We start from the raw sequence: 26,590 nt of genomic DNA on the forward strand, positions 1-26,590 counted from the left end.
GTTAGTAAGAAAACAGTGTTCGAATTATATATCAAACAAAACCAATTGGTCATTTATCTCAGGTTTGAATCTCTCTTTTTTCAGAAAGATAGGCAGCAACAAGAGGGAAGTATCTATGACGAGAGTCAGGGAGATATGCAGGAAGTTCAAAGTTTTTTATATTTTTATCTACTAAGAGACGTATCTTTGGAGTGTAGAGCACTTTAACAACACTATCCTCTTTTATGATATCAAGGAGCTTAAGTTCAAGTTCTTCTTGTTTGCTTATAGCAAGAGTATTTGATTTTAACTCTTCAAGAAGAATATCTACACTGAGCTTTTTATAATTAGAAAAGTTGTATCCATTAGCAACTTGGCTTGAATGAAAGTATGGAAAAATATTTGATCCAAAGTATCAGAGATTCACTCAAATAACAATCATATCATACTCAAGGGTTTCATTTCTCAATCCAACTGTTATGTCTCAAAGAGTCATAGGCATAAGTTGAGAGTTAATTCAAGCTGCAAACAATTGTGATTGGATTTCTGCAGCTGTGAGTTGCATTTCGTCGTCTGTTTGTGCGTATACAATATTGATTGAGTATGATTTTCATGCTTCATTATAATATAAGTTCTCATCTAATGCCTCTATTTCTTTGCTTGAAAGCTCGGTTTGTACTCAAGCTACTTCAGCCGCTTTTTCATTATCTTCATTTCCATCATCAGCTTTTTCAGTGTCACTACTCTCTTCTATATCTCAACCATTATTTTCAACAGCTGTTTCAAAAAATGAATCTTTATATTTTTGAAGGGCATCAGCATCTGTATTATAGTAATAAGAAAACTCATCTACAAGTTTCTTTTCACCATCAGTTTCATAATATACTTTATAATTATTTTCTCACTCTTTAATAGAGTCAAAACTCTTTAAGAGTCTATAAAAGAATTTTGAATCTCAGGCATCAAATCACTCTAGCTTGTAGTCATTTATAAAAACAGCACTCACTCATTGGCTTACCTCTCATTCGACTAATATATTTTCCTCACTCGTAAAATTATATTTTTTAGTTGTAGGAGATACAATGACTTTTAAATCAGACTGTGTTGGAAGAATTTTTTTCTCTTCTGGAACGATAACTTCCTTTGCTTCTTCTTCAGCTGCTTTTTCCTTAGCCTTAAGTTCTTTCTCGACATCAGCAATTATTTTTGCCTCTGTTTCTGAAGCACTTTTTAAAAGTTCTTTTTTTGAATAATATCATTTTTCTTTCATAAAATCCTGTATTTCAACTGCTGGTTTGGGATTTTCGAAATCTTCTTCTGATAGAAATGGATTTTCTGCAGCTATTACATTATTTTCTCAAACAGCTTCAATGATATCATCTCTATTGAGAGCATTGAGGATATGGGGTCTAAGTTTTTCACTTACTTGTTCAGTATTTAAGAAACTTGCAACAAACTGTGAAAGTGTATATTCATAAGCTGTTAAACGGGGTATTGAATTTCCAATTAATCGCTCTTTATCGTTGAATATATTGAAAGAACTTTTATTTTTCAAAAAATGATTTTCATCTGTATAAAGATTTAATATCAAAAATTTAATGAAAAGTTCATTTCAAAAATACATATCATTTTTTCAAAAAGTTATTTTTGTGATTCAAACGGTATCATCTTTACTGATATTTGTCAGAGTGAATCTTCCTGAATAGATTCCATCTATTTCAGAAAACTTTTGCTCTACTGTTTCTGTAGTTAATCACTCGACAATTGTTTTAGGGAGAATTGGTTGGAGAAAAATTTGTAAAAAATTTACATCCTTTGAAGTATTTTCAAAACTGATAGTATTTTCTGTAGTTTCAATAGTCGTATTTTCAAGCAGAGAGGCGATAATTGGATTTACTTTTGTTTGAGAAATCACATTAAAAGTAGCTTCTATATCAGAAACTGTTATTGGGGTTCCATCACTCCATTTAAGATTACTTTCTATGACACACTCTATGTAGAGTAGATTTTCAATATTACAACTCGCAATATCACTTTCAAGTGTTCCACTGATTGTTGAATACTCTAATAATGAGCGATATAAAAGTCCATTAATATAAGCATTATGGTCATTTGAAGGAATCAAGGGATTGAGATGTGGAAAAGTTCCTATGATTGCCTCTGAGATAGTCCCTCATTGTTCAGGTTCACTTAAAGAATCACTATATACATATGAATAAGTTAAGTGAATTCCGAGTGAAAAGAAAAATAAGAGTGAGAGAAAAAGAAAATACTTTTTAAGTTTTTTAACAATAAGGTCGCTCATTATATTTGTTTGAATAATAAATTATAGAACAAATAGAAGGAGTGAATTGATTATAAAAAGGGCTCCAATAAGAATTGTCGCATTTTGAAGAACTTTCTCAGGTCCTCTTTTTGTAACCGCACCCATTCCACCTGACATGCTTGATAGATTTAAACTTACGTTTTTATTTTGTATTAATACAACTCCAATTATAAGGAAAGAGAGTATAATTTCTGTGATTTGTAATATTTGGACCATATGGTCTATTTCTTAAAAAATAATAGTGAATAGAGAGTATTCAAAACAGTGAAAATTGCAACTGCAATTACAAAATTTATGAGGCCATTAATTTCGTATCCAACCCCGTTAATCAGTAAGAGATTGTTTACAATAAAAGTGAATATAAAAAGTACAATTCCATTAATAACAAAACTTACAAGTCCGAAAAATATAAAGAAAAGAGGGAGTGATAATATTTTTATAACGGGACGAATAGTTGCATTGATAATACCCAGTATAATACCACCGGTAATATAGGTTTTCATCGCTTCAATAGATCCATAACTACAATCTTCACAACCAAGTATTATACCTGCTTGAATAGATTGGTCGGCATTAGGTCAAAGTAAATACGTGATAATATAGAGTATAGATGCGTTGAGGAGAATGGATATAAGTATTTTCATAGTTATATTTTGAGATAATGACTAATTTTTTCTACTGCAGTGAGCTCTTGCTTATCACTTTCTTCTATATAGTTAGGGAGAATACTCCTAAGTTCAGTAGCAGTAGCATTGTCTATACTAATATTGGCAAAAGAAATTCACTTTTTTTTAAGTTTGAGTCTCAAGTATATTGCTGTTGATCCATCGTATACTAAACTATAACTCGCAATACGAGAATAATCATAAAAATTATCTTGAACTCAAATACCCAGCTCTGTAATAACCACCCGAACAGTATCTTCTGAATTATTTTCCAAAAAATAAAAAAATCAAACTCATAACATTACGACGATACTCATTCCATACTGACGAGTAAGTACTCACCAAATAACAAGTCATATTACTATAGCGAGAGCGAGAATATACCAAGTTGGACTTCTGTGTTTGGTGTCTTCAAATTGCCAAGCATATAGTATGTTTTGAGTTGATGCCATATTACGCGAAATTAGAAAGTATGATTTTGATAATAAACCAAGAAAGTGCAGCGAGCGCAAAACCTCCCATAGCCATAATAATGGTATCTCTTCACTTTGTCTTATCTTGCTGAATAGATCAAAAGAGTATTTTATAAGCTCAAATTATAATCATTATGACAGCAATAGTTCCAGCTATTCACATCAAAAAATCGATAAGCGATTTAATAGCTACAGGGATATCATCGAGATGTACATCTCAATTTCTGAGTCTTCCATCACTGATTCATAATATATTATCATCAGCAGCTATACTGGCTTGATATGATAAACTAAAAGCTATAAGTGTAAGTATTATTTTTTTCATAAAAGAAGGGATCATTTATTTATATGAGATTATATTCAGAAACTTCAGATTTCATAGTTCTCAGATTTCAAAGACTTGGATTATAATAATCACTGAGTAATTTTACGAGTTCTCCTTTATCAAGCTCAGTTGCTTTAATACCTATACTCTCTAAACTACTTTTTACAGTATTGACTCTTCCAGCAACTCATTTTTTGAGATTTCAGAAATTACGTATTTGGCTTCTTATTTTTGCTATATCATCTTTATTATTAATTGATCTCCAAAAATTTTTAAATACTCCAAAAATTCATGTATCTTTGACACTTCTATCTTCTTCTTGATCAAAAGGGACGACAATATAGAAGTCTTTTTTCATAATTTGAGCAACTTCTACAAGTTTTTTTAAGTATTCAATATATTCGTAGGTTTGTTTTTGTAACAGCTCATTTTTTTGAGCTACTGCTTTTTCTTTTAATTTTTCGAGATATCAGTCAATATCAAGTTTCGTAGAACGAACCATTATTTGAACTGGAAAATCAAGTGAATTGAGAAATCTTTGAAAACTCATAATAATAGAGTCTTGTTCCTCTGTACTTTTGAGTAAAAAATTAATGGTAGAACACTTCATTACTATACGAGCAGAAGAATCTTTCATCAAAATAACATTTTCTCTCAGTTGAGAAAATGGAAGGTGTCTCTGAGTCGAGCTATCAGGAACATTTGTTTTTTTTGTTTTTACTGCCATATTACAAGTTTTTTAATTTTTCTTGGAGTTCCTGCATTGTATCTATTTTTGCGTTCATATCTATATTTTGTTGTTTCTTTTCTTCAGCGTGAGATAAAAATCAAATATCAATTGGTTGAAAACTATCAGTTGTAGCTTGCCAACTCCTTTCTGATGGAAAAATTTTAAATCGAATGAGTGAAAGTATAAAAGGTATAAATGTCATTTCATTGAATTTAAATACAGCAACTGCTACTGTTATTATAGCAATGAAACCACTTGGAAGAAACGCAATTTCTGGACCGGTAGATTCTGCAAGTGTTTTAAAAATAAGGTACGCTATCCCAAATCAAATCATTAAAATAGTCAGTTGACGAAGAGAGAGTCCTAAAAAAATAGGATCTTCATTTTCTATTTGTACAGGTATCTTGTATTGCATTTTATTTTATTTATTTTTTCTCATATTATTGTACAGAAAAAGGGTTCAAAAAGGAATTTAAGCACTAAAATTGTACTTGCACATTGTTTATAGTATTTTTTAAAAAAACTCTCGCTGAGGAGAGTTTTTTTTTACTTTATTGAAATAGTGAGCTAAATTCACCATATCATCGAGATTCCATTTCATCTTTTGGGATAAACACAAGCGACGCAGAGTTGAGACAATATCTAAGACCACCCGTTTCTTCTGGTCCATCCTCAAATATATGTCCAATATGTGAACCACTCTTTGCACCTACAACCTCAGTTCGAGTCATAAAAAATGTATTGTCTTCAGGAGTTTCAATGTTGTCCATAGAGATAGGACTCGTAAAACTTGGCCATCCAGTCTTAGAATCATATTTAGTAGTTGATGAAAAGAGGGGAGTTCAGTCGATTATATCTACATAAATACCATCTTCATAATTTTTGTCATATGGATTTGAAAATGGTTTTTCAGTCCCATCATTTTGTGTTACTTCAAACTGTAATGGTGTAAGTCGAGCTTTAAGTTCGGCAGGTGTTTCACTTTCCATATTGAACCTAACAACACTTCGAGAGTCGTCAGTAATGGTAGTTCAACTATTAGTACTTAAACTTGTATCTGGAGTACTTGAGAGATCTCAGCTTCATCCACTCATAGGCGAACATGATGCCATTAGTAATAAAACTGGAAATGCTCCAATAAATAATATTTTTTTCATAGGTCTAAATTTAAAAATAAATTAGCTTCTACGTAATACTATACATATCTTCTGTAAGAAGCTTGATGTAATACCTTGTTATTATGTTATTACTTTTCTACATATTTCTTACAAATATAGTATAAAATAAAAGCACTTAAATATTTTCTAAATTATATATATGGATTTTTTTACAAGCCCATTTGGTTGAGTTTTTGCAATAATTCATCTGATTCTATTTATATATGCTCTTGTACTCATACTAACTTCAAATATGGATGTAGCTCATAAAATTATATGGGCTTTGGTAGTTGGTTTATTCCCATTAGTTGGTCTTATTATTTACTTTTTACTTTGAAGAAAATAAGAATACAAAATCAAATATAAAAAAAGCTCTGAATATTCAAAGCTTTTTTTTATGCTAAAATGTAAAACTTATTTCTGTATAATTATCTTTTTCACTCTTTATATCGATTTCCCAGTTGTATCGCTCAGCGACACGTTTTACGAGTGAAAGACCAATTCATGAACCTTGACCTGAATAGTTTTCTCTGAAATATCGCTCAAATATCTTGTCCAGATTTTTTGCATCTATCCCAATTCAGTAATCTTTTATTACAAACTTGTGTTTTGATATAAATAATTCGATTTTTCATCATTCATGTGAATATCGGATTGCATTTTTTAATATATTCGTGAAACACAACAAGAGAGGCTCTTTATCGATGAAACTAAAAATTTGAGAATCTACTTTATATTTCTTAACAATTTTTATTTCCTTGGCCTGAATTTCTTTTTGATAATCAGTAATTGATTCGTTCAGCAGAGAAATAATATTTACCTTAGTCTTTCTATAGTCAGCGTTAACAAAACGTACTAATATTCATAAACTATCAAGTATATTATTAAGTCTTTTGGCTGAAGAAATTGCTTGATCAACTCACTGCTCGTAATCTTGAGTTACTTTTGCTAGTTCAAGAGAGGAGAGAACTTCAGTTAATGAGGTTTTAAATTCATGATTGATATTTGTTGCAAATCCTTCAAGATTCATAACTATTTCCTGAATAGGCGCGTATACTTTGTGCATGAGCCTACATCAGATAAACGCAAGTAAACTATAGAGAAATGGACTAAGGATAATGAGAAACAGTATAAATATCAGATGAGATTGTGTCACATTAAAAGCACTACTTCTTACTATAATGTCATAAGTCTTTCCGTCATTTTCAAACTGTTTATACAAAAAGTTGTATCCATCTTCATACACAATTCCATCTTCTATAAGTTTTGTCTGTGGATATGAGGCTCAAAGAGAACTTATTTCTAATCAATTAGAATCAACCACTTGTGTCCCTTCGAGAATATTACTCACTATCTTTTCAGTGTCAGTATCACCATATCTTTGTAGAATATTTCTCATAACAATGACTCACTCGACTCTTTCAGTTTTTATCCAAATATTTTCATCCTCAATTCTTTGCCAAGAAGTTACAGCTGTTATCCAAATAATAATAATACAAATGTATATGAACATAAAAATGATTAACCCAACCAGTAATCACATTTTTTGTCTATGTATTTCTAATAACTTTAAATTTCACTCCATCTTTGATGACCTATTTTATGATATAACCTACCCCTCGTACCGTATCAATAACATCTTTTCCTAATTTTTTTCTTAAATAACCGACGTATATATCAAGTGTTCTACTTTCTTTAAATAAATCTATTTCTCCCCAAACTTTTTCTGTAATAAACTCTTTTGTCATAGTTTTTCCCTTATTTTGAGCAAGAAATAATAATAAATTAAATTCTAATTTAGATAGATTCACTTCAACTCCATCTTGTTTCACCTGCATTTGATCTTCTAATATTTCAATATCTCCAAAAACTACTTTATTTCATTTAAGACTATGATTTCTTCGTGCCATACTTTTTACTCGAGCAAGTAATTCCTCGTAATCAAATGGTTTAACCATATAATCATCAGCTCAAATATCAAGTCATTCTATTTTTTGGTGCGTCAAAGTTCTGGCAGTGAGCATGAGGATTGGAACATTGCTTCATTTTTCTCGAACTTCACCACATATATCAAGTCAATTTCATTCTTCAGATCATAGTCAAATATCAAGCAGGACACAATCATAATTTCAAGTCATAATCTTATACGTTGCTCCTTCATATTTAGAATGATCGTCAGATTCGATTCATTTTATTTCAAGATATTTTTTTACATTTCCTCTCAGTATGTCGTTGTCCTCGATGATGAGTACTTTCATTTTTAATTATTTTAATTCTAATATATAACTTATAGTATCCTACTTTGTGTAAGAGAATTGTAAGAGTATCTTTAACTATTGTAAGAAATTAAAATAATTAAAAATTAACCCCTTCAAGTAGGGATTTGTAAGAATTATGTTATTTATGTTTTTGTGTAAATGGAAGTCAAAACACTTTAACTGCTTCAATTCATCATCAATTAAGTTCTGTTATATTAGGATGTATGTCACTATCAGGATCTGACTTTATTTCTTGCCAGTGCTCTCAAAAAAGTTCTAAAGTCTCATCTGTCTTGAGTCAAAGCAGGAGTCAAAGAGTTAAAACTTTCAAACTTCATAAACTCATTTGTCCATCTCTCTGTCAACCATTTATAAAATCTACTCAATTGGTATCAAACACAAAATTAATAAGTATTATCAGTCTATTGAATTTAATTTGATCTCAAGACTTTAATATTTCGAAAATTCATTTTTTAATTTGTTCAAAATATAAATTCGTTTCATCAGAATAATTTTCTAACATATTCTGAAGTATTTCTGGTCCATTATTGTACTGTACAGTTACATTTTCATGATCTATCCATTTATCTTCTAGCATAATTTCTTATTTTTAAAATATATTTATGTATATTATAAAATATTAGATTATATGTCAATATAATTAACGAGAACGAAGCTTAATAATCTCTTGACCTGTTTTTAAAAATCATTAAAATTCTAGCACCTAATAATTTTAGGTGCTTAATTAAAAATACTTTTTAAAATACTTTATATGTCACAACAACACAATTTTGAAGCTGAAACTGGCAGAATATTAGAACTGCTCACGCATTCTATTTATTCTAACAAAGAAATATTTCTTAGAGAGCTTATTTCTAATTCGAGTGATGCTATCGACAAAGCTCGACTTAAGGCACTTACAGATACAACATTTCTATGAGATGATACTGATTTTCAGATTAAAATAGAAGCAGACAAAGAGGCTAAAACTCTTACCATTACTGACAATGGTATAGGAATGACAGCTGATGAAATACATAAACATATAGGGACCATAGCAAAATCTGGAACGAAAGAATTCGTAGAAAAACTCGCAAAAGCAAAAGAGGGAGGAGAGCATAATATGATAGGTCAATTTGGAGTTGGATTTTATTCAGCTTTTATGGTGGCTGAAAAAGTTGATCTTATTACAAGGTCAGGGCTCGATCAAAAGGCTCACAAATGGACCAGTGATGGAAAATCTGGGTATGAACTTGAGGAAACAACAAAAGATTGAAGAGGAACAAAAGTCGTACTTCACCTTGGTGAAGGAAATCATGAGTTACTCGAAAACTGGAAAATAAAAGAACTTATCAAAAAATACTCAAACTATGTAGCGGTGCCTGTTATGATGCAAGAGCTAGGAGAATGAGATGAAACAAAAACTGAATGGACTCAAGTGAATGAAACAAAAGCTATTTGGAAAAAAATGAAATCTGAAATTAAAGCTGATGAATATAAGGATTTTTATCAATCTATTAGTATGGATTTCACGACTCCACTTGGGCATATTCATAATAGTGTTGAAGGAAAAGTGAGTTATAACTCACTTATGTATATACCTGAATGAACGAATATGTTTTCGGATAATAGAGATCCTGCAAAAGATTTTGGTCCGAAGTTGTATGTTCAAAATGTACTGATACTCGAACATGCGAAAGAACTGCTCCCTGTATGGCTCAGATTTGTGTCATGAGTGGTTGAGACAACTGATCTCCCACTTAATATCTCTAGGGAAATGCTACAATCAAATACTACGCTTGAAACTATTAAAAAATCACTCACAAAGAAAATAATTTCTGAACTCAAAAAACTCAGAGAGCAAAAGTCAGAAAATTATGCTACATTTTTTGATAATTACGGAAGTATCCTCAAGGAATGAGTGTATTATGAACAGGATATGAAGCAAGAAGTCGCAGAAATACTTATGTTTCATACGCTTCTTTCAGATACTAAAATAAGTTTAGATACATATCTAGAAAAATTCTCATGAGATGATAAAACTATTTATTATATCACAGGGAAATCTAAATCTGAGGTACTAGCGAGCCCATATCTCTCTCAATTCCAAGACAACAATGTTGATGTACTTCTCCTTACTGATGCTATTGATGAGTGGATGATAGGAGTACTTGATGAGTACAAAGATGTGAAACTCAAATCAATAACGGCAAGTGATATTAAACTTAAAGAAGAAACAACTGAGGAAAAAGAAAAACAAGAAAAATTAAGTAAAGATTTTAAGGATATTCTAGAACTTGTAAAAAATACAATTGGATCAGATAAAATAGAAAAAGTTGAACTCAATCCACACCTTGGTGAAGCTCTTGGAGCTCTAAAAACTCCAGATGGAGCTATGAATCCTCAAATGGAAAAGATGATGAAATCTATGGGGCAAAATGTACCAGCAACAAAACGAATTCTCGAACTCAATCCAAATAATAAGCTTGTAAAAGCGATGAAGAAAGAGTTTAAAGCGGACGTGAAATCTAAAAAACTGAAAGATATTACAAATTACGCATATATGCAAGCGATACTTCTTGAGTGAGGGGAGCTTGAAAATATAGCAGACTTTGTAAAACTCACGAATCAATTTGCCAGTGAATACATAAAAGACTAGGAACTCAAAAACTAAAAGCCCCAGGCGTGATGCGTGGGGCTTTTTATTTTTTTTCACAAGTAACAAACATAATTGTTTGTCGTTACTTGGATTTGTACTGAATCGCGGTGGATTTCAGTGGTGCATTATATGTCCCAGCTGCAATTGCAAGCAATGCAAGCAGGCCAAATAAAACAAAAATTGTTTTAATATTCATGCCGGAGATTCCTTTTTATTTTTGTTTGAGTGGAATAGAGAGGCAGAATTCTCTAGGATCTCCCTCTATTTGTGCAACGGTTCTACAAGGACCTCCTGCATTTCCATGCAAAGTATGGAGTTCAAGAAAATATCTCAAATGACTATTGAGAAACTTCTGATAATCACTATCCAGTAATAGTTCTGCTTCAGTCTTTGTAGAGATATCGTCTTTATAGGGATAGTACATATAAACAGTTTCTGCAAAGGCAGTCGAACATCCATAAAAGAATGTGAATATCAATAAGGCTATCATTTTCATACGCATAGCATTGTTCCTTCTATTAGCTATATGTTTCTTTGCGAAGTGTATAGTAATTAAAAAAATATATAATCAAATTATTATAGTTTACTATCACATAATTTCCTTAAACAATCAAGTTAAAAAGAATCTCGTATTTTGAGTTACAAAGATATTTACGGTACTATATGGCTGTATTTAATATTAATAGTTCATATTTATGAAAAACACGATTATCGCAATAGTAGTTATTGCACTAGTATTTATAGGAGCTGGAGTTGGAGGATATTTTTATTTTCAATCTCAAATTGAGACACTGGAAACAAAAAATGCTGAACTTCAAACAGGTCTCACAACAGTTCAATCTCAATCAGCAGCACAAACACAAGAGCTACAAACAATAAGTGAAGCACAAAAGTCGGAAATGGAAAATGTAGCTACTTATAAAGCACTTAGTGAAATGGTTATGGCTCTGTCATGAAAAGAAGAACCGTCTTCTCAAACTCAAAGCGGAGCTACTGATGAAGCTACAGCTTCAGGAAGTATTGATCTAACATCAAGTGGAGCTACGAGTACGGGAACGGGAGAAGTCATTGATTCACTCGCTGAACTTAGCACTCTAACTCCAATCACTGAAACACTCGATAATAGTCTTGCTCTCTTCTATAGTCCTGAACTTCATATAGAAGGTCCTATCTCAGCTGATTCATTTGCTGCGTATGAAAAGAAATTAAAAGTCGCTCTCACTTTAGAGAATAATAAAAATAAAATAACTGGATACCCAGTAGAGCTTTCTGATGGTGAATGGACAGTGGTTACAAGTGTGAAAGATGTATTCACTGATATCCCAGTAAAAATAGAGCTTTCAGCTACAGGTTCACTTGTACCAGCTGCTCCTCAAACTAGAACAGCTAAATCTCAAGAAATTAATCTTGCATTGACTAAATGGTCTAATGGAGTTATTGTTGAACAATATGATTTTGAATATCCAGGAGCAGTATCTGCTTCTAAACTTCTTGAATATATTAAATAACATATAAAAATATAAAATACTCTCTGTTTTTAGAGAGTATTTTTTGTGTTGCTGTGTTTACTTATTTTTCTCTTACCAATAATAATGATACTTGTTTATGTTCATTCCGGAACTCTGAACATTTACTATTTAATTTCTATTTAGAGCTCAGAGATATGCATTACTTACCTCTATCTTACTTGAATAGAATAAACTTAGTTTGTACCATTGAATTTTAGCTTAATAACTATATTACACATGAAAAATAAAATATTATCAGCCGTATTAGTCCTTTGAATTGCTTCTACTTCTTTTGCTGCTGTTACAAATGCAAATAATAGTTCTACTCACTCCCTCTTATTTGGAAGTAAGTCTGAAATAAGACAACTCATGGATAAAGTCGAAGCCTGAGAATCTCTCACTTCTGCAGAACAAGCAAAACTCGATGAATTAGAATCACATAAGGCAGAAATAGTAGCTCTTTGAGAAATAAAAATTAAATTAGATGCAGGTGAGACACTCTCTACTGAGGAACAGACACTTCTTGATATAGCTGAAGCAAATGGAGCACTGATGCATGGAAAGATGAGATGACACGAATGATTTTGAAAGAGAGGTGGGTTTAAACACCTTACAGATGATGATAAAATTGCATTAGCTTCTATGAATGAAGCTGAAAAACAAGATTTTTTCTCAGAGAAAAAAGAGCAGTTTAAGGCTCAAAAGAATGCTCATAAAATAGTGATAGATAAACTTATCACTTGAGAAGCTCTTACTGCAAGTGAGGAAACAACTCGACTTGAACTGATTGCTCGCTTTGAGGATGAAAATAACAAACACCCAATAAGAAAAGGACAGTGAGATCTTATATTAAAACTTATTGCTTGAGATGAGCTCACTGCTACTGAACAAATAAGACTTACTGAGATACAAGCTAAAAACTTGGAGAGACAAAGCAAAAATACGTCAAAATAAATATAACAATAAATCATCTGATGATTTAAAAATAAGGGACACAGTTGAGTAATTTAGAGCGATTCATTATAAAATAAAATAAAATTCATATTTCAGAACATAAAAGATCTCTCAATTTTGAGAGATCTTTTATATCCTCTTACTTGTCTCTTACTGTTCTTGATGTATAGTAGAGGATATAATCTATAATAAAAAATATAAAAAAATGAAAGTTTTAATCGTCGAAGATACCCAAGCACTTGCTACTACTATGGTAAGATTCTTGGCTACAAAGAATATACAAGCTGATATTAGTCCAGATGGAATTGATGGACTCTACAAAGCAGCAACCAAGTACTACGATGCTATAGTTCTTGATATAAATCTACCTGAAAAAGATGGAATTACTCTGTGTAGAGAGCTCAGAGAAAAAGAAAAAGATGTTCCAGTTATTATGCTAACAAGCCGAAGCAGTAAAGAGGATATAATTGCGTGACTCGAAGCGTGAGCCGATGACTATCTCATTAAACCGTTTGATTATGAAATCCTGGTAGCGAGACTCGACGCACTTACTCGTCGAAATCTTAAAAATAAATCAACAACAACCCTGACAATATGAGATTATGTCATAGATCTTATCAAAAGGGAAGTGTATACAAGTAAAAAGACCGTACATCTCTCTAATTTAGAGTTTGACCTCTTAAAATACTTTGCACAAAACAAAAATAAAGTTATAACGAGACAAGAGCTTTATGAGAAAGTTTGGTGAGAATTTGAATGAAATTTCATGTTTTCTAAAACCGTAGATGTATATATAGGGTATCTCAGAAAAAAACTTTGAAGAGAGATTATTCTAACAAAAAAATGATACTGATATATTTCTGAATAACCTACGTTCATGCAAGAATCACAACTTAAGAAAAGTCATAATAATTTAACTATACTTTTTACAGGTGTGGTTTTTTGTATTGTACTCATTTTGTGATTATCGACATTGTGAGCGAAATACTTTAATGATATTCGAATTCAAAATAAGGAGTTTGATATATCGAGTTGAGAGATTATTAAACTTGTAGAAACGGATTCCAATTTTCCACAAAATTTTCTCTTGAAACAAGCACTTGAAGAAAAACAAAGTTTTCCGAAATTTAAAACTCAAATAGGTAACAATAATCGTTTTAGTATCAGTTTTTTTATTTTAAATAGTTCAGGTCAGCTTGTATTTCAGAACTTTGTAGAAGCACCTGCTTTTGACGCATTTCCAGTTAATTGACATACTGATGAGATATTGAAACGAGACGGGTATTTCTTTAAATCTCACGCATTAGTGAATAACTCATCCTGAGATACTATTATTTTTTATAAAAAACAGTCCTACGATCTCGCTAGATTACTCAATGATATTATTTTACTTGCTTCAATGACGCTTTTATTTTCAATTTTATTTTATTTTGTTTGATATAGATTTGTCGGAAGAGCGCTCAGACCTGTCGAAGATAATTTGCAGGATATGAAGGATTTTGTACATAATGCCTGACATGAACTCAAGACTCCGCTTGCAGTTATGAGTGGAAATCTGCAAGTTATGAAAGCGGAAAATAAATTAGATCCCGTATTACTTCAAGAATCATTTCGTGAGATAGATATGATGAATGGACTTATAGAAAGTCTCAGAGAACTCTCAGAACTCGGGTCTCTCAGTGAAAAAGAACAACTCTCTCTCACCTATGAAGCTGAGAATATAAATCGGGAATTTCTGGATCTTATAGATAAGAAACATATTGAGTATCTAGGACTTGTATTACCGGATTATAAAATATACGCTAATAAACATGAGCTATATGTATTATTATCAAATATAATTAAAAATGCAATTAGATACACACCGGAATTTTGAAAGATAGAGTTAAAATTGAAAAAAAATGTGCTTTCAATTTCAGATAATGGACCTTGAATCTCACAAAAGGATCAATCAAAAATATTTGAAAGATTTTATCAATGAGCAGGAAGTCGTAACGGAGAGTGATATGGGATTGGTTTATCACTCGTAAAAAAAATAGCCGAACTCAATGGTTGGAAAATAACTATAAAAAGTGAAGAGTGAAAAGGGACGACATTTTTTATAACTTTTTAAGTGATTATAGTTCTATATTTATGTAGTAAGAGTTACTCATATCTTGCTTATACATTTAATTTGACTTGAAATATATTTTTATGGTAATATATACTATATATTATTTAAAATATGACATATGCCTTTTGATCACTTAATTCCGAATCAGAAGAATGTATCTGATTTGAATTCAAATAATACAAATCTAGATGAACTCATTTGATCTATAGGTCAGGATTGAAAACTAGATAACTTGGATGCTGACGCTGTAAATGCTATATTTTCAGCGCTAGAAAATGATTCTGAAAATGTATATACATCTTCTCAGTGAGTTTTAAAACAATTATTACAAGATTCTTTGCAAAATGGTTTTGTAGTTCAATGAACTGATTCGATGAGTCAACTTCAAAAAATGATTCATCTTGCAGGGCTTGATTTTAATATTGAAGAAATTTACAGTCAAAATACGAATATCTTAAGCAATACTATAATTGTGAAGGATGGACCAGAATTTTTTGAATATGGGCAAAAAGTAATTCAAGCCCCTGAGAGAGAAATCATTTTTGAGCTTTCATCATGAAATCTTAATGTGTTTATAAAAAATGATAGTGTTCGTAATAATGATTTTATTGGAGTTATTCAATCGTGACAATCTAAAATCCAGGAAGCTGCATGATTTGCAAAATATACTTCAATCCAAGATATGACCTCATGAGAATTGTCACGCACAAATTCAATCGAAAATAATTCTTCTCAGATTGCAGATGCCGCTATGGAGGATATGCAAGCTCATAGAATAGAGCATCTTATAGATCAAAATGAAGCTTTAAGTATTCGAGTTTCAACAGTTGAAACAAATTTGAATAAGCTCAATGATTTCATAAGTCAATTAAGAGTCTCAATTTCAACTCTCAGTGATTCAGTAGCTTTATTATGAGAAATTGATACACAAACGAATTATAAAATACAAACTCTTCTGCTTGAAATTTGAACAACGAAATTACAATTAAATTTAGAATTATCAAAACTAGAATCTGCAATTTTAGGTCTTCAAAAAATAGACGGTGAAACGATTTTACGAATTGAGGAATTAAAAAAACTTATATCAGAAATGCAAAACTCGTGTTTGATATACGAACAACAACTTCAAAATATAAGCATCATGAGTACTTCACCAGTTGAGACTCTGGCTCCACAATGAGAATCTTCTCCTCATATAACAGGAAATAGAGATTGAGATGTAAATAGATTTAGTCCAATTGCACCAATAATTAAAAGTAACTCTGAACCAGAACATATTTCACAGTTTAATAGACCTGAAGAAATTATTACAACTTCACTTCCAGATGTTAGGTATCTAGATCCAAATAGACCCGTTGATAAAGATGTCCCAGATTCTGATATTCCATTTACACATCCTGATTATGGAACTCCAAATCCTGATAATATACCAGTAGTGAATGAAGTATTGGATGATGCTGTTTCACACTGCACTTTACATAATGAAATAAATATTTCGAGACTCAGTGAAAGTGAAATAAAATTTTTACCAAGTATAGACTCAAAATGAGACTTACTTTCAGCGTTAGAAAGCATCAGAGGTCAAAAATTTCCTCAGGTTAGACCCGAATCTCTGAGATATGCTTTTATTTTCCAAGTTGCCATATCTATGCTACTACCAGCTAATTTGATGGGAACAATAGATGCTATGTGGGGAACTAAATCGTGAAATGCTTTGAAACTTGTTCAAGCAGAAATACTTCAATTTAATGGTTCATCAGATCAGCAAATAGATGGAAATCCATGAAAAGATACGATAGAATGACTTATACATTATCTTACATAAAAAAATAAAAGTCTCGAAATTGCGAGACTTTTATTTTTTTATGTAATGTTTGACTATTTATTTTTACATAAACTTCTGATCATCCATCCGTCTTTTTCGTGTTTTTGTATAAGAGCTGTAAGGAAATCCTCTGTTCCTTGATCTCCACATTTTCAAACCACATCGATATCTTTTCTCATCTCTTGAATGATAACTTCAGTGTCTTTGAGAAGATTAGAGAGCATATCCATAGCAGGAAGAGTTATATTTTTTTCTTCTGATATTATCGTCATTTTTACGTATTCCTCCATACTCGCATGTGTATGTTCTCCAAGCATTCTGATTCTTTCTGCTACTTCATCAGCGTACTGAGCTCCTGCATCATACAATTCTTCAAAAAATAGGTGAAGATCTCTAAACATTGCTCCTTCTACATTCCAGTGATAGTTTCGAATCTTTAAATTGAGAGCTATCTCTGTAGCAAGATATTTTTGTAATATATCTGATATTTTTTTTATATCAGAACTCTCAAGTCCAATATTAGCGTGATCTGTATGTGCCATAATTATTATATTAAAGAATTAAGTAACACTAGTATAGTACTCTGCTGTAAGAAATATGTAAATCTTTTTTTTCAAAAATTATTATTTTTGTCACTTTATTTTTTTGTTTTCGTTATATACTGTAAGTATTTAATATTAATATTATTCTATGAAAAAAATAATTTTGGCTTGTTGTATCATTGCTATTGTTGTTCCTCAAGCTTCTGCTCGATTTGTCTATAAAGAAATAGATCCAATTTGTAGTATAAGTGGAACAAATCATACTTCATTTCCTGGTGAAATAAGTGATACGAGTGATTGGAGTATCCCAACTGCCTATGAAGGAGAATGTGTAAAAACCTCAGCACTTACAAAATCTGAAGAGAATAGAATATTTAAAATTATGAAATCATACTTTGAAAGAAATACTATGTACTCAGATCTCAATGTATGAGAAGACCTGGCATATGAGTCACTCAATGAGAAAGGAAGAACTTTTATGAAACAATCATTTTTTCCTGCAGTAGCTCAAAAAATACAAAACGAAAAAAACAAAAATACTCCAGACTCTAAATTAGTTGCGGTACTTAACTATGCAGCTCAAGTTATTTGATATGATTATTCAGTTGGACAACCAAAGTAAATAAAAAAAACTCCGTTGAGGAGTTTTTTTATGACGCTTAGGTATTTCACCAATTTTTACTTTGTATTATATAATCAGATTGTTTACTCGTTGCTGGCACAATTGAATGTACTTTATTTTTTGCAGATTTATAAAACTTGTACTGACCATTACGGTTGTATCCAGAACGGAACGAACCAGCACAAGATTTCAGATAGTATTCAAATATTCTAAGAAAAGATGGAGCATTTGGATACGGAAATGCAGGAGAATGATTATTACTATAATAATAATCAAGTTCTTCTTGCAACTCTGTATATCACGCTTCTAAATTATTATACCAAGCTATAAGTGCATTATCATAAGCCTGCGTAGCTAAGTTCTTGTGAGCACTTATTTGTTGAAATCAAGACATTTCTCAACAATATAATAAATTTTCGTGTTGTGGGACTACTCCATCTCAAAATATATACTTATCAATAAATCACTCAGTTGTTTCAAAATTTCTATCAGAATTAATAGCTTGAATAAATAGTATTCCATCGTTACTCAGACAATGATACATAAATGCAAAGAAATCCGGAAGATCTTTAGTGCTCACAGCTTCAATCATCTCAATTGAGACGATTCTATTAAATTTTCATCTGTATAATTCTTTTAGTTCTGGAGTATTCCATATGACTTTCCAGTCTAAATTTTTAAAATCTGCATTTTCAAGTGTTCCATTTTTTTTGAGCAGATTATTCGCGTATCCCATTTGTCCATCAGAAACTGTCAGTCCTTCTACTTGTACTCCATAATTTGAAATCATATGATGAGCAAGCGTCCCGTATCCAAATCATATTTCTAAAACTTTTAAGCTTTCTTCTCATGCCTGTGATTTTTCTAATTCTGATCTTTGGCAAATCATTTCCATAGCAAGCTTTTGACTTATATCAAGATCAAAGTTTCAAAGAGAAGGATTCCATTCAGAGGCTGTATATTTCATCGTTGGTCCAAGCATCTGCTGATACATCAAAACAGGAATATCGTAGTGTGAAGCTCAAACTGATTCTGGTGTGCGAACTTGTTTTTGTTTTGATGTATCATACAGTTTGTTTGCCCAATGATAATTAATTCTATTCATTGCAGCGTTACTTCCAGTGAGCTTTGCAAAAAAAGTATCAAGTCATTTTGGAGGATTCCATCCTCAAATAACATATTGTTCTCATAACCGCGCCGAAGCACCTCCAGCTTCAAAGGTTCAAGCTGCCAGACTTTTATAGAATTCTCTAGTATTTTCTATTCACATTTCTCATATATCTAAACCAGCCTCTTTTAAAGCTTTTGGAAATACTCTTTGAAGTTCTAAATTTGCAGCTCAGTGTATAAGAAATTGCCCTGTATTTTTAAGAATACTCATGAATGTATGTTAATTATTTATTATATAATACATTAAAATTAATATAGTCAATTTATAAAAATATTCTCAATAAAAAATACTCTAGAACATTCTAGAGTATTTTTTTTATTCAAAGAATCGTACAAGCGTCATACCAATACATCAAATGAGAAATGCTATGATACTGAGATACTTTTTTTCATTTTGAGCGTGAATGACAGGCATTAAATCAGTAGTTGCTATGTAGAGCAGAGATCATCCAGCAAAGGCTGCGATGAGTGGGATGATAGAAGTGTCTATAAACGAAAATAATACATCTGAAAGTATAAATCATATACTGGCACTCAGTGCAAAAAATCATAATAGCAAGAGTTGCGTTTTCTTTACAATTTTACTCTCTCTAAAAATAGCAGCGAGTGAGAGTGAAACAGGAATCTGATGAAGTGCTACTGCAAATATGGCTGCATATCAAATCTCTGGGGATATCCCAAATCACACACGTACTCCAACTCCATCGAATAAAGTATGAATAGAGATTCAAATAAGAGAAACAATTGCGACATGATCATAATGTTCATGTATATCTTCATGGCTGTGATTCCCATGTTCATGGTCATGCTTATGAGGAGTCAGAAATTCTTCTATGAGATATACAAGCAAAAATCAAGCAAGGAAACTATAGACTGCTAAGCTATTTTCTTCAAGAGCTTCGGGAAAAATATGAACGAGCGAAAGAGAGAGCATAGAACCAGCTCAAAGCCCAATCAGCATATTGAGGACACAGCGTGATATTTTCTTTTTTCCATATAAGAAGAAACCACTTCAGGAAATAAGACTCAAGAGAATAAGAGGAAATATATAAGACATAATTGTATAATTTAAAATTAGGAAAGTTCTACTGTTTTAATTTTATAGGCAAAAAAACTATTTTTTATTTCCCCATCTCCACGCAAGCGTTCCAGAGCTTCTACTTTTTGAAAGTTTTATAAATATTATCGAGACAATCGCAATTTCAAGAAGAACGATGAGTAAGCCTAGAAAGTTTTCTGCAATCATATTTATTTGTAATCGCACCATCCAAACTATAAGTATAGCAAGCAGGATTGTCATGAGCCATCATTCCCAACTAATAGGAGTGAGTCCATAGCCATACGTTTTTTGTTTAAACCAATATTTATTCATAATATTTATTTTAAGAAATACATTTTTTACAGGTTCCAAAGATTCATAAAGAATGTTCTGAAATTCTAAACCCTTGTTTTTTTGCAGCTTCAAATATTTTTTTACATATACCATCAGATTCAAAACTTAAAATATCACCACAACTTTGGCACTTCATATGTTCATGATGATGATGTTCATGTTCGACCTCATACATATCTCCATTTTCTCAAAGAGGCAGTCTCCGTACTACTCATAGTTCTAAAAAGAGCTTCAGTGTTCGAAAAATACTGGCTCGAGAAAAATTAGGAAATTCTCACTCTATATCACTCGCTGAAAAAATATGTTTTGCGTCCATCGATTCAAAGAGTTGAATTCTTTCTGGAGTTACATTTTTTTTATGTTCTTTTAATATATTTTCAATATTCATAATTGCGACTTAGTATCAATTAAGTAAATATAATATATGAATCTAAAAAGGGAAGTCAAAATATTTTAATAAAATTATTAAAATACGTATACTGGTAAGAAGTTATTTACTTATTAAGCATCAAGCTATGAACATGATACAAAAATATATTAAGAAATCTATGAAAGTAGTACATACATTTTCACTTGAAGAAGTAGCATTGTTTAAACTTATTATGATTATCGCTTGAATAGTCCTTGCAAAAATTTTCCCTGTTTTACTGACGTGAAATATTTGGATATATATTATTTTAATACTCGTAGGATCATGAGTTTTGATGCGAAGAATCAAGATATAAAAAAATCCTCTTAAATGAGGATTTTTTTATTTTTATAATTATATTTATGCTGCAACAGATTCATATTGATCTTCTGAAGCATCGAGTACTTGTTCTACTTGATTTCTTGTTGCATCAATTTGATCCCCAAAGTTGGAAGCTGCAAGTACTGTTATAAATTCATGAATTGCTTCATAAAATTCCATTTTTGTCTCATCCTTCGTTACTCTCTTTATATCATCAACAATTTGTATCATCAACAATTTGTATCATCATTGTTTCTGCATTGAATAAATTTCACTTTTCAATTTGATATCAAATAGCATCTGATACACCTTGTCTCTTATATAAATGATCTGCTAAAGTTCAGATTTTACTTTGTATTGGTTTTTCTAAAGTATCATAATATTCTCTTTGATATGAATTAAGAGAACTTCAATATCCTACGTTCCCATAAGGATTGAGTGCTGTAATAGTTGTGTCTGTATCTAAAATCTGTCCTCAGAAATTCGTTGCATCTAATGCCATAATTAATGTTTAATAGGTAATATATTTATATTTAAACATATAATTGAAAATTTGGCAAATAATATGAAATTTAAATTTGCAATCATAAAATATTTTTGTATAGTCTGCCTCGACATACATCTGAGAGCAATCTCGGATGACCATTAGAAGAGACACTCCACACGCGATATACACTTTGGAATTCTCTTCACTGCGAGATTTTATTAGTATTTTGTATGTAGGTTTCTAAGGCTATCGGCTTTAGGATTGTGTCTCTTTTATTTTTTTGTAAAAATTTACATGACAGAAACAACACAGACAGCTGAAACTACAGCTAAAAAAGTTACTTTTGCTGACTTAGGACTCTCAGATACTCTCCTGGCTGCTATTACTAAAAAGGGATATGAATTCCCATCAGAAGTTCAAGCAGGAGTTATACCACTTCTTCTTAACGGAAACAAAGATATCATTGGTCAAGCTCAAACATGAACTGGGAAAACTGCAGCTTTTGGTTTACCACTTTTATCTAGACTTGATATGAATAAACGAGGGGTTCAAGCAATGATACTTGCTCCAACTCGAGAACTCGCTATCCAAGTAGCAAATGAAATACAATCATTTGCAGATAGAGGTGTTAAAATAACACTTCTCTATGGAGGTCAAAATATTTCAGAAGAACGAAGAGCCCTCAAGAATGGACCACATATCGTTGTTGGTACTCCAGGTCGAGTAAAAGATCATCTTATCACAAAGAGAACTCTTGATCTTTCAACGATTGATTACTTCATTCTCGATGAAGCTGATGAAATGTTGAATATCGGTTTTAGAGAAGAAATTGAAGAAATTCTTGGTCACACTCCAGATAATAAAAAAACACTTCTATTTTCTGCAACTATGCCAAGAGAGATCTTGCTACTTGCTAAAAAATATATGCACGATTATGATACAGTCGCTATTCAATCTAAATCTACTATTTCAGATAGGATTACTCAAATATATTACGAAGTTGCTCCGAGAAATAAATTTGAAGCCCTTTCAAGAGTTATAGATATGACCGTTGATTTTTACGGAATCGTATTTTGTAAAACGAAAATGGATGTTGATGAAGTTGCTTCTAAACTTATTGGTCGAGGAATCAAAGCTGAAGCAATTCATGGTGATATCGAACAAAAAAACAGAGAAAAAGTACTTGCTCGTTTTAAATCTAAAAAGATTTCTATACTTGTAGCGACTGATGTAGCTGCTCGAGGGATTGATGTTGAGGATCTTACACACGTTGTAAATTATTCACTTCCAGATAACGCTGAAGTATATACTCATAGAATTGGACGAACTGCGAGAGCAGGGAAGACTGGTACAGCTATCAACTTTGTATCACGAACAGATAGTAGAAAACTCTTTGGAATTGAAAGACTCCTCAAACAAAAAATGACAAAAGGACAAGTTCCTGGTGCTCGTGAAGTAGTGGATATACAAAAGAAAAGAATGGTAGGAAATATTGCAAATCTTATTAGTGATGCAAAACTCTCAGATTTTGAAGCAATGGCAAAAAGTTTACTTGAGCTTGGAACACCAGAAATAGTACTTGCTGCAATTTTAAAAGATGCGCACGCTGACAAGTTTGACGAAAAATCATACAATATCATCGCTGAAACTCCTCAAATGGCACCAAATGGAGAACAAAGAATCTTTATAGCAAAAGGGAAACTTGATAATATGGACCCAGGAAGCCTTATTCGATTCATCGAAACAGAAGTTGGGATGAAGATTGGAGATGTAGGGAAAATTGATATCCTAGAAAAATTCTCTTATATGAACGTTCAAGCTGCGGACGCTGAGCAAATACTTGCTCATTTCAAAGAACAAAACCCAAGACAACCACTCATCGTTCAAGCTAAGGCTCGAAACTCAGATGGAGGTGGAGGACGATCAAGTGGAGGAGGTCGAGGATTCTCAGGAGGTGGAAGCAGAGGAAGTGGATTCTCAGGAGGAGGTTCAGGTGGTCGATCAAGTGGAAGTGGATATTCTGGAGGAGGTTCAGGTGGTCGATCAAGTGGTGGATGATCTGGATACAAGTGAGGTGGAGCTTGAAGATCAAGAAGCTCTTCAGGTGGAGGATCAAGAGATTCTGGAGGGAGCAGTTATGGTTGGAAGAAATAATTCTTCTCGCTATTTTCCTGAAAATCAATACAATTAAAGACTAAGTTACTTCTTAGTCTTTTTTTATGTATAGTTTTATTATTATTGGTCTCTTTGCTGTAGTTATACTCTGAGTAATTGGGTATATTTTGGTGAATCAATTGAGTAAATTTATGAAATGAAGTCTTGAAATCAAAATACCAAGAAAGATCTATCATATGTGAGACGAGATATCATGAAATCTCACACTAAAAACGAAACAAGACATTGATAGTACCTGAATTACTCTTGATTTAATTCTTCGAGAACGACAAAACTCATATGCAGCTGGGAGAAATAGATCGAGATCTGTTGAAATTAAAAGATATTCTATAGATATTGCAGGACCCAAAAAATACATATCATGAGATACAGAGGTCTTTGATTTTAAAATACGTATTCCTCTTGCAAGTGATGTCCCAGAAATCAAGACTTCATTAGGACGATTTAAGATTCTGAGAGGATATTATAATCGTGTCCCAAAACTTCAAAAATATATATGGTCTCTTTGAGCTCGTGTAAATTGTGATGGAGTAGATATTACCTCGAGAGCAAGCGTGAGAGTAAATCAACATCCAAATAATGGAAACATATAAGTCACTGTTTACAATTTAGTTTCTAAAAGTAGTATAGAAGTATACTACTTTTTATATGGAAAAAATTATGAATAAACAGCAATTTGAAAAAAATATAGCTCAGATACACAAACTTTTTGAAGCCAATGAATCTCATTTTAATACCTTAAGTTCTTGAATCCACAAAGATAATGAAGCGCGAATAATTCTTGATGACTTTTTAGATCATATGTGATTAGAAAAAAATGCCACTACGAGATATATTGCGAGTGCGAGAATCTCTGATAAAAAATGTGAATCTCTTGATGTGTATCTTAAGAAAAATGGATACTCACAAACACAGAGAGATGCTGCGTTTGATAGTAGTTACAGATATGTACAAGCATATTATGAAAAACTCCAAGATGCATTTCTCAGTGATATCACATCTGCAGGACTACTCTCAGATTTTTACTGAGAAATTTTTACCACTGTTCATAAGCTTTGAAAGCTCTATAGTGAACTATTTCTTGAGTGGAACAGAAAACTCATGTTTGAACAAAACAGAGAACTCGAAGCTCGCTTTGATGATAATCAAGAAGCTATTATTTTTTTCTTAGAAGAAAATAACTTATTTGATACAGGACATCATGGGGAATTAGCTGATAGATGTTATTCTGTGTTACAAAAGGATTGAGAGACATACAAATCTGTGAGTTACGCTCTAGCTTTTCCAGATATCATTCAAAAAATTTCACTGTCTTATGATCAGTGTATTGCGAAATTAGAAACACTTGAGGATGAAATTTATGACAGAAAATCAGCGTATATTAGATATTTTAAGGCAACTCAAAAAGCACTCACTGAAACAAATCCAAATAACTGTGTAAAACTCTGGAGTGAGGTAGATATTGCGTGGATGGCAATTGATACTCCCATTCAACCATGACATCTTATGGAATACTACGATGATGCATATAGAAGAAGTGTGGCTATAGAATTTGACCTGCGTCTTTCAGATCCAAGTTTAATGGAGTCTACAGTAGCCAAGGATGTTGAACATATGTACGAAGCTATGTTTGATGAAATTGGTCGTGAAAATTTTAAAGAGAGTTACGAGTATTCTCTCAAAAACCAAAAACAAGTGCAGCTCTATATCTGAGCTCCAGTTTTACAATACGCTTCATTTTTAACATGAGCCTATAGTGCACAAGTCGTTCCAAATGATGGAGAAGTAAGTAAAGTGTTTGGAAAAAAGATATTTGCCTTTCCAAAGTATATACTCGAGGCTCAAAAATCAGCTCCAAAGATGAAGCTTGATTATGAAATGATAGACAGAGAAATTATTAAGAAACACACAGCAATTTTAGAATGAGATGAAAATAGATACTACGAAATATATGATATAGAAACCATCGGTCACGAGTATGGTCATACACTTTGGTTAACTCCAAGCTCTGAAGTAACGATGTGAGAAAAATGACTCTTTAAAAATATAGAAGAGTTCAAGGCAACAGCTGGATGAATGGTCGCATACTTTATCAAGTGATGAAATGCTGAGCTTGATGAGGATGTCCTAGTAACCTATCTCTATCGAAGTATTAAAATGATGCGTTATCGTGAAGTTGAGGATATACTTCCTTATTATTGTGAGTGTCTCATACATCTCCACGTACTCTTTGAATCTGGTATTTTGACCTATAGGTTTGGAAAAATTTCATTTCATTTCACTTCTGAACTCCTCCAAATTTTCAAAGATTTACTCACAGGAACCTATACACAGCTCATGTTTACCTACCTCAACCAAATGGAAGCAGGTAATTTTCTCTTTGAATTTGTAGTCAAAGAGAATTGAGTATTTCTCCCAAAAGATGCTAAGTGCCGAAAATTTGTAGAAGATTATTACTCAAAATATCAAGAAATAGGAAACGAAGTGATGGAGAAATAG

General features: G+C 31.9%; 29 protein-coding genes and 1 pseudogene. 12 read left to right on the forward strand and 18 right to left on the reverse strand.

Translation table 25 applies throughout. The features are described from left to right. Window position 1: 1 nt before the first annotated feature. From GW846_00830 to msrB, 8 genes are all read right to left on the reverse strand, one after another. Complete coding sequence (locus tag GW846_00830; GenBank protein ID NDK09306.1) at window positions 2-2,284, reverse strand: hypothetical protein; 2,283 nt, start codon at window positions 2,282-2,284, stop codon at window positions 2-4. 21 nt (window positions 2,285-2,305) lie between these two features. Continuing rightward, window positions 2,306-2,521: a preprotein translocase subunit SecG gene (gene secG / locus GW846_00835; GenBank protein ID NDK09307.1), complete on the reverse strand. Its 216-nt coding sequence runs from the start codon at window positions 2,519-2,521 to the stop codon at window positions 2,306-2,308. Between the two features lie 5 nt (window positions 2,522-2,526). Further along, window positions 2,527-2,949: a hypothetical protein gene (locus GW846_00840; GenBank protein NDK09308.1), complete on the reverse strand. Its 423-nt coding sequence runs from the start codon at window positions 2,947-2,949 to the stop codon at window positions 2,527-2,529. A gap of 2 nt (window positions 2,950-2,951) precedes the next feature. Next, a complete protein-coding gene (locus tag GW846_00845) occupies window positions 2,952-3,422 on the reverse strand; it encodes a hypothetical protein (protein ID NDK09309.1) in 471 nt (156 codons plus the stop codon). Between the two features lies 1 nt (window position 3,423). Then, window positions 3,424-3,768, reverse strand: coding sequence for a hypothetical protein (locus GW846_00850; GenBank protein NDK09310.1), 345 nt, complete (start codon window positions 3,766-3,768; stop codon window positions 3,424-3,426). Window positions 3,769-3,787: 19 nt separating this feature from the next. After that, entirely contained in the window at window positions 3,788-4,495 is a 708-nt protein-coding gene (locus GW846_00855; protein NDK09311.1) for a conjugal transfer protein TraC, read from the reverse strand. Window position 4,496: 1 nt separating this feature from the next. Next, window positions 4,497-4,913: a PrgI family protein gene (locus GW846_00860; protein NDK09312.1), complete on the reverse strand. Its 417-nt coding sequence runs from the start codon at window positions 4,911-4,913 to the stop codon at window positions 4,497-4,499. A gap of 136 nt (window positions 4,914-5,049) precedes the next feature. Continuing rightward, on the reverse strand, window positions 5,050-5,487 hold the full coding sequence (gene msrB / locus GW846_00865) for a peptide-methionine (R)-S-oxide reductase MsrB (protein ID NDK09313.1): 438 nt from the start codon (window positions 5,485-5,487) through the stop codon (window positions 5,050-5,052). A gap of 328 nt (window positions 5,488-5,815) precedes the next feature. On the opposite strand from msrB, the gene GW846_00870 reads away from it, so the two are divergent. After that, window positions 5,816-6,001: a hypothetical protein gene (locus tag GW846_00870; GenBank protein ID NDK09314.1), complete on the forward strand. Its 186-nt coding sequence runs from the start codon at window positions 5,816-5,818 to the stop codon at window positions 5,999-6,001. Between the two features lie 54 nt (window positions 6,002-6,055). Here the strand turns inward: GW846_00870 and GW846_00875 are convergent, their stop codons facing one another. The 3 genes from GW846_00875 to GW846_00885 form a co-directional block, all read right to left on the reverse strand. After that, a complete protein-coding gene (locus GW846_00875) occupies window positions 6,056-7,168 on the reverse strand; it encodes a HAMP domain-containing histidine kinase (GenBank protein ID NDK09315.1) in 1,113 nt (370 codons plus the stop codon). 82 nt (window positions 7,169-7,250) lie between these two features. Then, window positions 7,251-7,913, reverse strand: coding sequence for a response regulator transcription factor (locus GW846_00880; protein ID NDK09316.1), 663 nt, complete (start codon window positions 7,911-7,913; stop codon window positions 7,251-7,253). Between the two features lie 139 nt (window positions 7,914-8,052). After that, window positions 8,053-8,511, reverse strand: coding sequence for a hypothetical protein (locus tag GW846_00885; GenBank protein NDK09317.1), 459 nt, complete (start codon window positions 8,509-8,511; stop codon window positions 8,053-8,055). Window positions 8,512-8,685: 174 nt separating this feature from the next. Here GW846_00885 and htpG point away from each other — a divergent pair, with 174 nt between their 5' ends. Beyond that, entirely contained in the window at window positions 8,686-10,572 is a 1,887-nt protein-coding gene (gene htpG / locus GW846_00890; protein ID NDK09318.1) for a molecular chaperone HtpG, read from the forward strand. A gap of 211 nt (window positions 10,573-10,783) precedes the next feature. On the opposite strand, the gene GW846_00895 is transcribed toward htpG, so the two are convergent. Next, complete coding sequence (locus GW846_00895; GenBank protein ID NDK09319.1) at window positions 10,784-11,068, reverse strand: hypothetical protein; 285 nt, start codon at window positions 11,066-11,068, stop codon at window positions 10,784-10,786. Window positions 11,069-11,267: 199 nt separating this feature from the next. On the opposite strand from GW846_00895, the gene GW846_00900 reads away from it, so the two are divergent. The 5 genes from GW846_00900 (at window position 11,268) to GW846_00920 (ending at window position 16,972) form a co-directional block, all read left to right on the forward strand. Continuing rightward, complete coding sequence (locus GW846_00900; protein ID NDK09320.1) at window positions 11,268-12,080, forward strand: hypothetical protein; 813 nt, start codon at window positions 11,268-11,270, stop codon at window positions 12,078-12,080. A 237-nt stretch (window positions 12,081-12,317) separates the two neighbouring features. Further along, complete coding sequence (locus GW846_00905) at window positions 12,318-13,034, forward strand: hypothetical protein (GenBank protein ID NDK09321.1); 717 nt, start codon at window positions 12,318-12,320, stop codon at window positions 13,032-13,034. Between the two features lie 205 nt (window positions 13,035-13,239). Further along, complete coding sequence (locus GW846_00910; GenBank protein ID NDK09322.1) at window positions 13,240-13,902, forward strand: response regulator transcription factor; 663 nt, start codon at window positions 13,240-13,242, stop codon at window positions 13,900-13,902. Window positions 13,903-13,911: 9 nt separating this feature from the next. Continuing rightward, window positions 13,912-15,147, forward strand: a complete 1,236-nt coding sequence (locus GW846_00915; GenBank protein ID NDK09323.1) for a HAMP domain-containing histidine kinase — start codon at window positions 13,912-13,914, stop codon at window positions 15,145-15,147. A 118-nt stretch (window positions 15,148-15,265) separates the two neighbouring features. Further along, window positions 15,266-16,972, forward strand: coding sequence for a hypothetical protein (locus GW846_00920; protein ID NDK09324.1), 1,707 nt, complete (start codon window positions 15,266-15,268; stop codon window positions 16,970-16,972). A gap of 53 nt (window positions 16,973-17,025) precedes the next feature. Here the strand turns inward: GW846_00920 and GW846_00925 are convergent, their stop codons facing one another. Then, entirely contained in the window at window positions 17,026-17,514 is a 489-nt protein-coding gene (locus GW846_00925) for a DNA starvation/stationary phase protection protein (protein ID NDK09325.1), read from the reverse strand. Between the two features lie 148 nt (window positions 17,515-17,662). Between GW846_00925 and GW846_00930 the strand changes: the two genes are divergently transcribed. Next, complete coding sequence (locus GW846_00930) at window positions 17,663-18,136, forward strand: hypothetical protein (protein ID NDK09326.1); 474 nt, start codon at window positions 17,663-17,665, stop codon at window positions 18,134-18,136. A gap of 37 nt (window positions 18,137-18,173) precedes the next feature. On the opposite strand, the gene GW846_00935 is transcribed toward GW846_00930, so the two are convergent. The 4 genes from GW846_00935 to GW846_00950 all read right to left on the reverse strand — a co-directional run bounded on the left by GW846_00935 (window position 18,174) and on the right by GW846_00950 (window position 21,087). Next, complete coding sequence (locus tag GW846_00935; GenBank protein NDK09327.1) at window positions 18,174-19,517, reverse strand: class I SAM-dependent methyltransferase; 1,344 nt, start codon at window positions 19,515-19,517, stop codon at window positions 18,174-18,176. Between the two features lie 105 nt (window positions 19,518-19,622). Then, on the reverse strand, window positions 19,623-20,363 hold the full coding sequence (locus GW846_00940; protein NDK09328.1) for a ZIP family metal transporter: 741 nt from the start codon (window positions 20,361-20,363) through the stop codon (window positions 19,623-19,625). Window positions 20,364-20,420: 57 nt separating this feature from the next. Beyond that, entirely contained in the window at window positions 20,421-20,678 is a 258-nt protein-coding gene (locus GW846_00945) for a hypothetical protein (protein NDK09329.1), read from the reverse strand. Window positions 20,679-20,688: 10 nt separating this feature from the next. Further along, a complete protein-coding gene (locus GW846_00950; protein NDK09330.1) occupies window positions 20,689-21,087 on the reverse strand; it encodes a transcriptional repressor in 399 nt (132 codons plus the stop codon). A gap of 127 nt (window positions 21,088-21,214) precedes the next feature. Between GW846_00950 and GW846_00955 the strand changes: the two genes are divergently transcribed. Further along, on the forward strand, window positions 21,215-21,424 hold the full coding sequence (locus GW846_00955) for a hypothetical protein (GenBank protein NDK09331.1): 210 nt from the start codon (window positions 21,215-21,217) through the stop codon (window positions 21,422-21,424). Window positions 21,425-21,468: 44 nt separating this feature from the next. On the opposite strand, the gene GW846_00960 is transcribed toward GW846_00955, so the two are convergent. After that, window positions 21,469-21,690 (reverse strand): hypothetical protein, encoded by a 222-nt coding sequence (locus tag GW846_00960; GenBank protein ID NDK09332.1) that lies wholly within the window; start codon window positions 21,688-21,690, stop codon window positions 21,469-21,471. Window positions 21,691-22,210: 520 nt separating this feature from the next. On the opposite strand from GW846_00960, the pseudogene GW846_00965 reads away from it, so the two are divergent. From GW846_00965 to ciaB, 3 genes and pseudogenes are all read left to right on the forward strand, one after another. Then, window positions 22,211-23,809, forward strand: a pseudogene (locus GW846_00965) (DEAD/DEAH box helicase). Window positions 23,810-24,135: 326 nt separating this feature from the next. Continuing rightward, window positions 24,136-24,684, forward strand: a complete 549-nt coding sequence (locus tag GW846_00970) for a hypothetical protein (protein NDK09333.1) — start codon at window positions 24,136-24,138, stop codon at window positions 24,682-24,684. Window positions 24,685-24,751: 67 nt separating this feature from the next. After that, a complete protein-coding gene (gene ciaB, locus GW846_00975; GenBank protein ID NDK09334.1) occupies window positions 24,752-26,590 on the forward strand; it encodes an invasion protein CiaB in 1,839 nt (612 codons plus the stop codon).

This window comes from Candidatus Gracilibacteria bacterium (assembly GCA_010119145.1).
Taxonomy (GTDB): Bacteria; Patescibacteriota; Gracilibacteria; order BD1-5; family UBA6164; genus JAACSU01.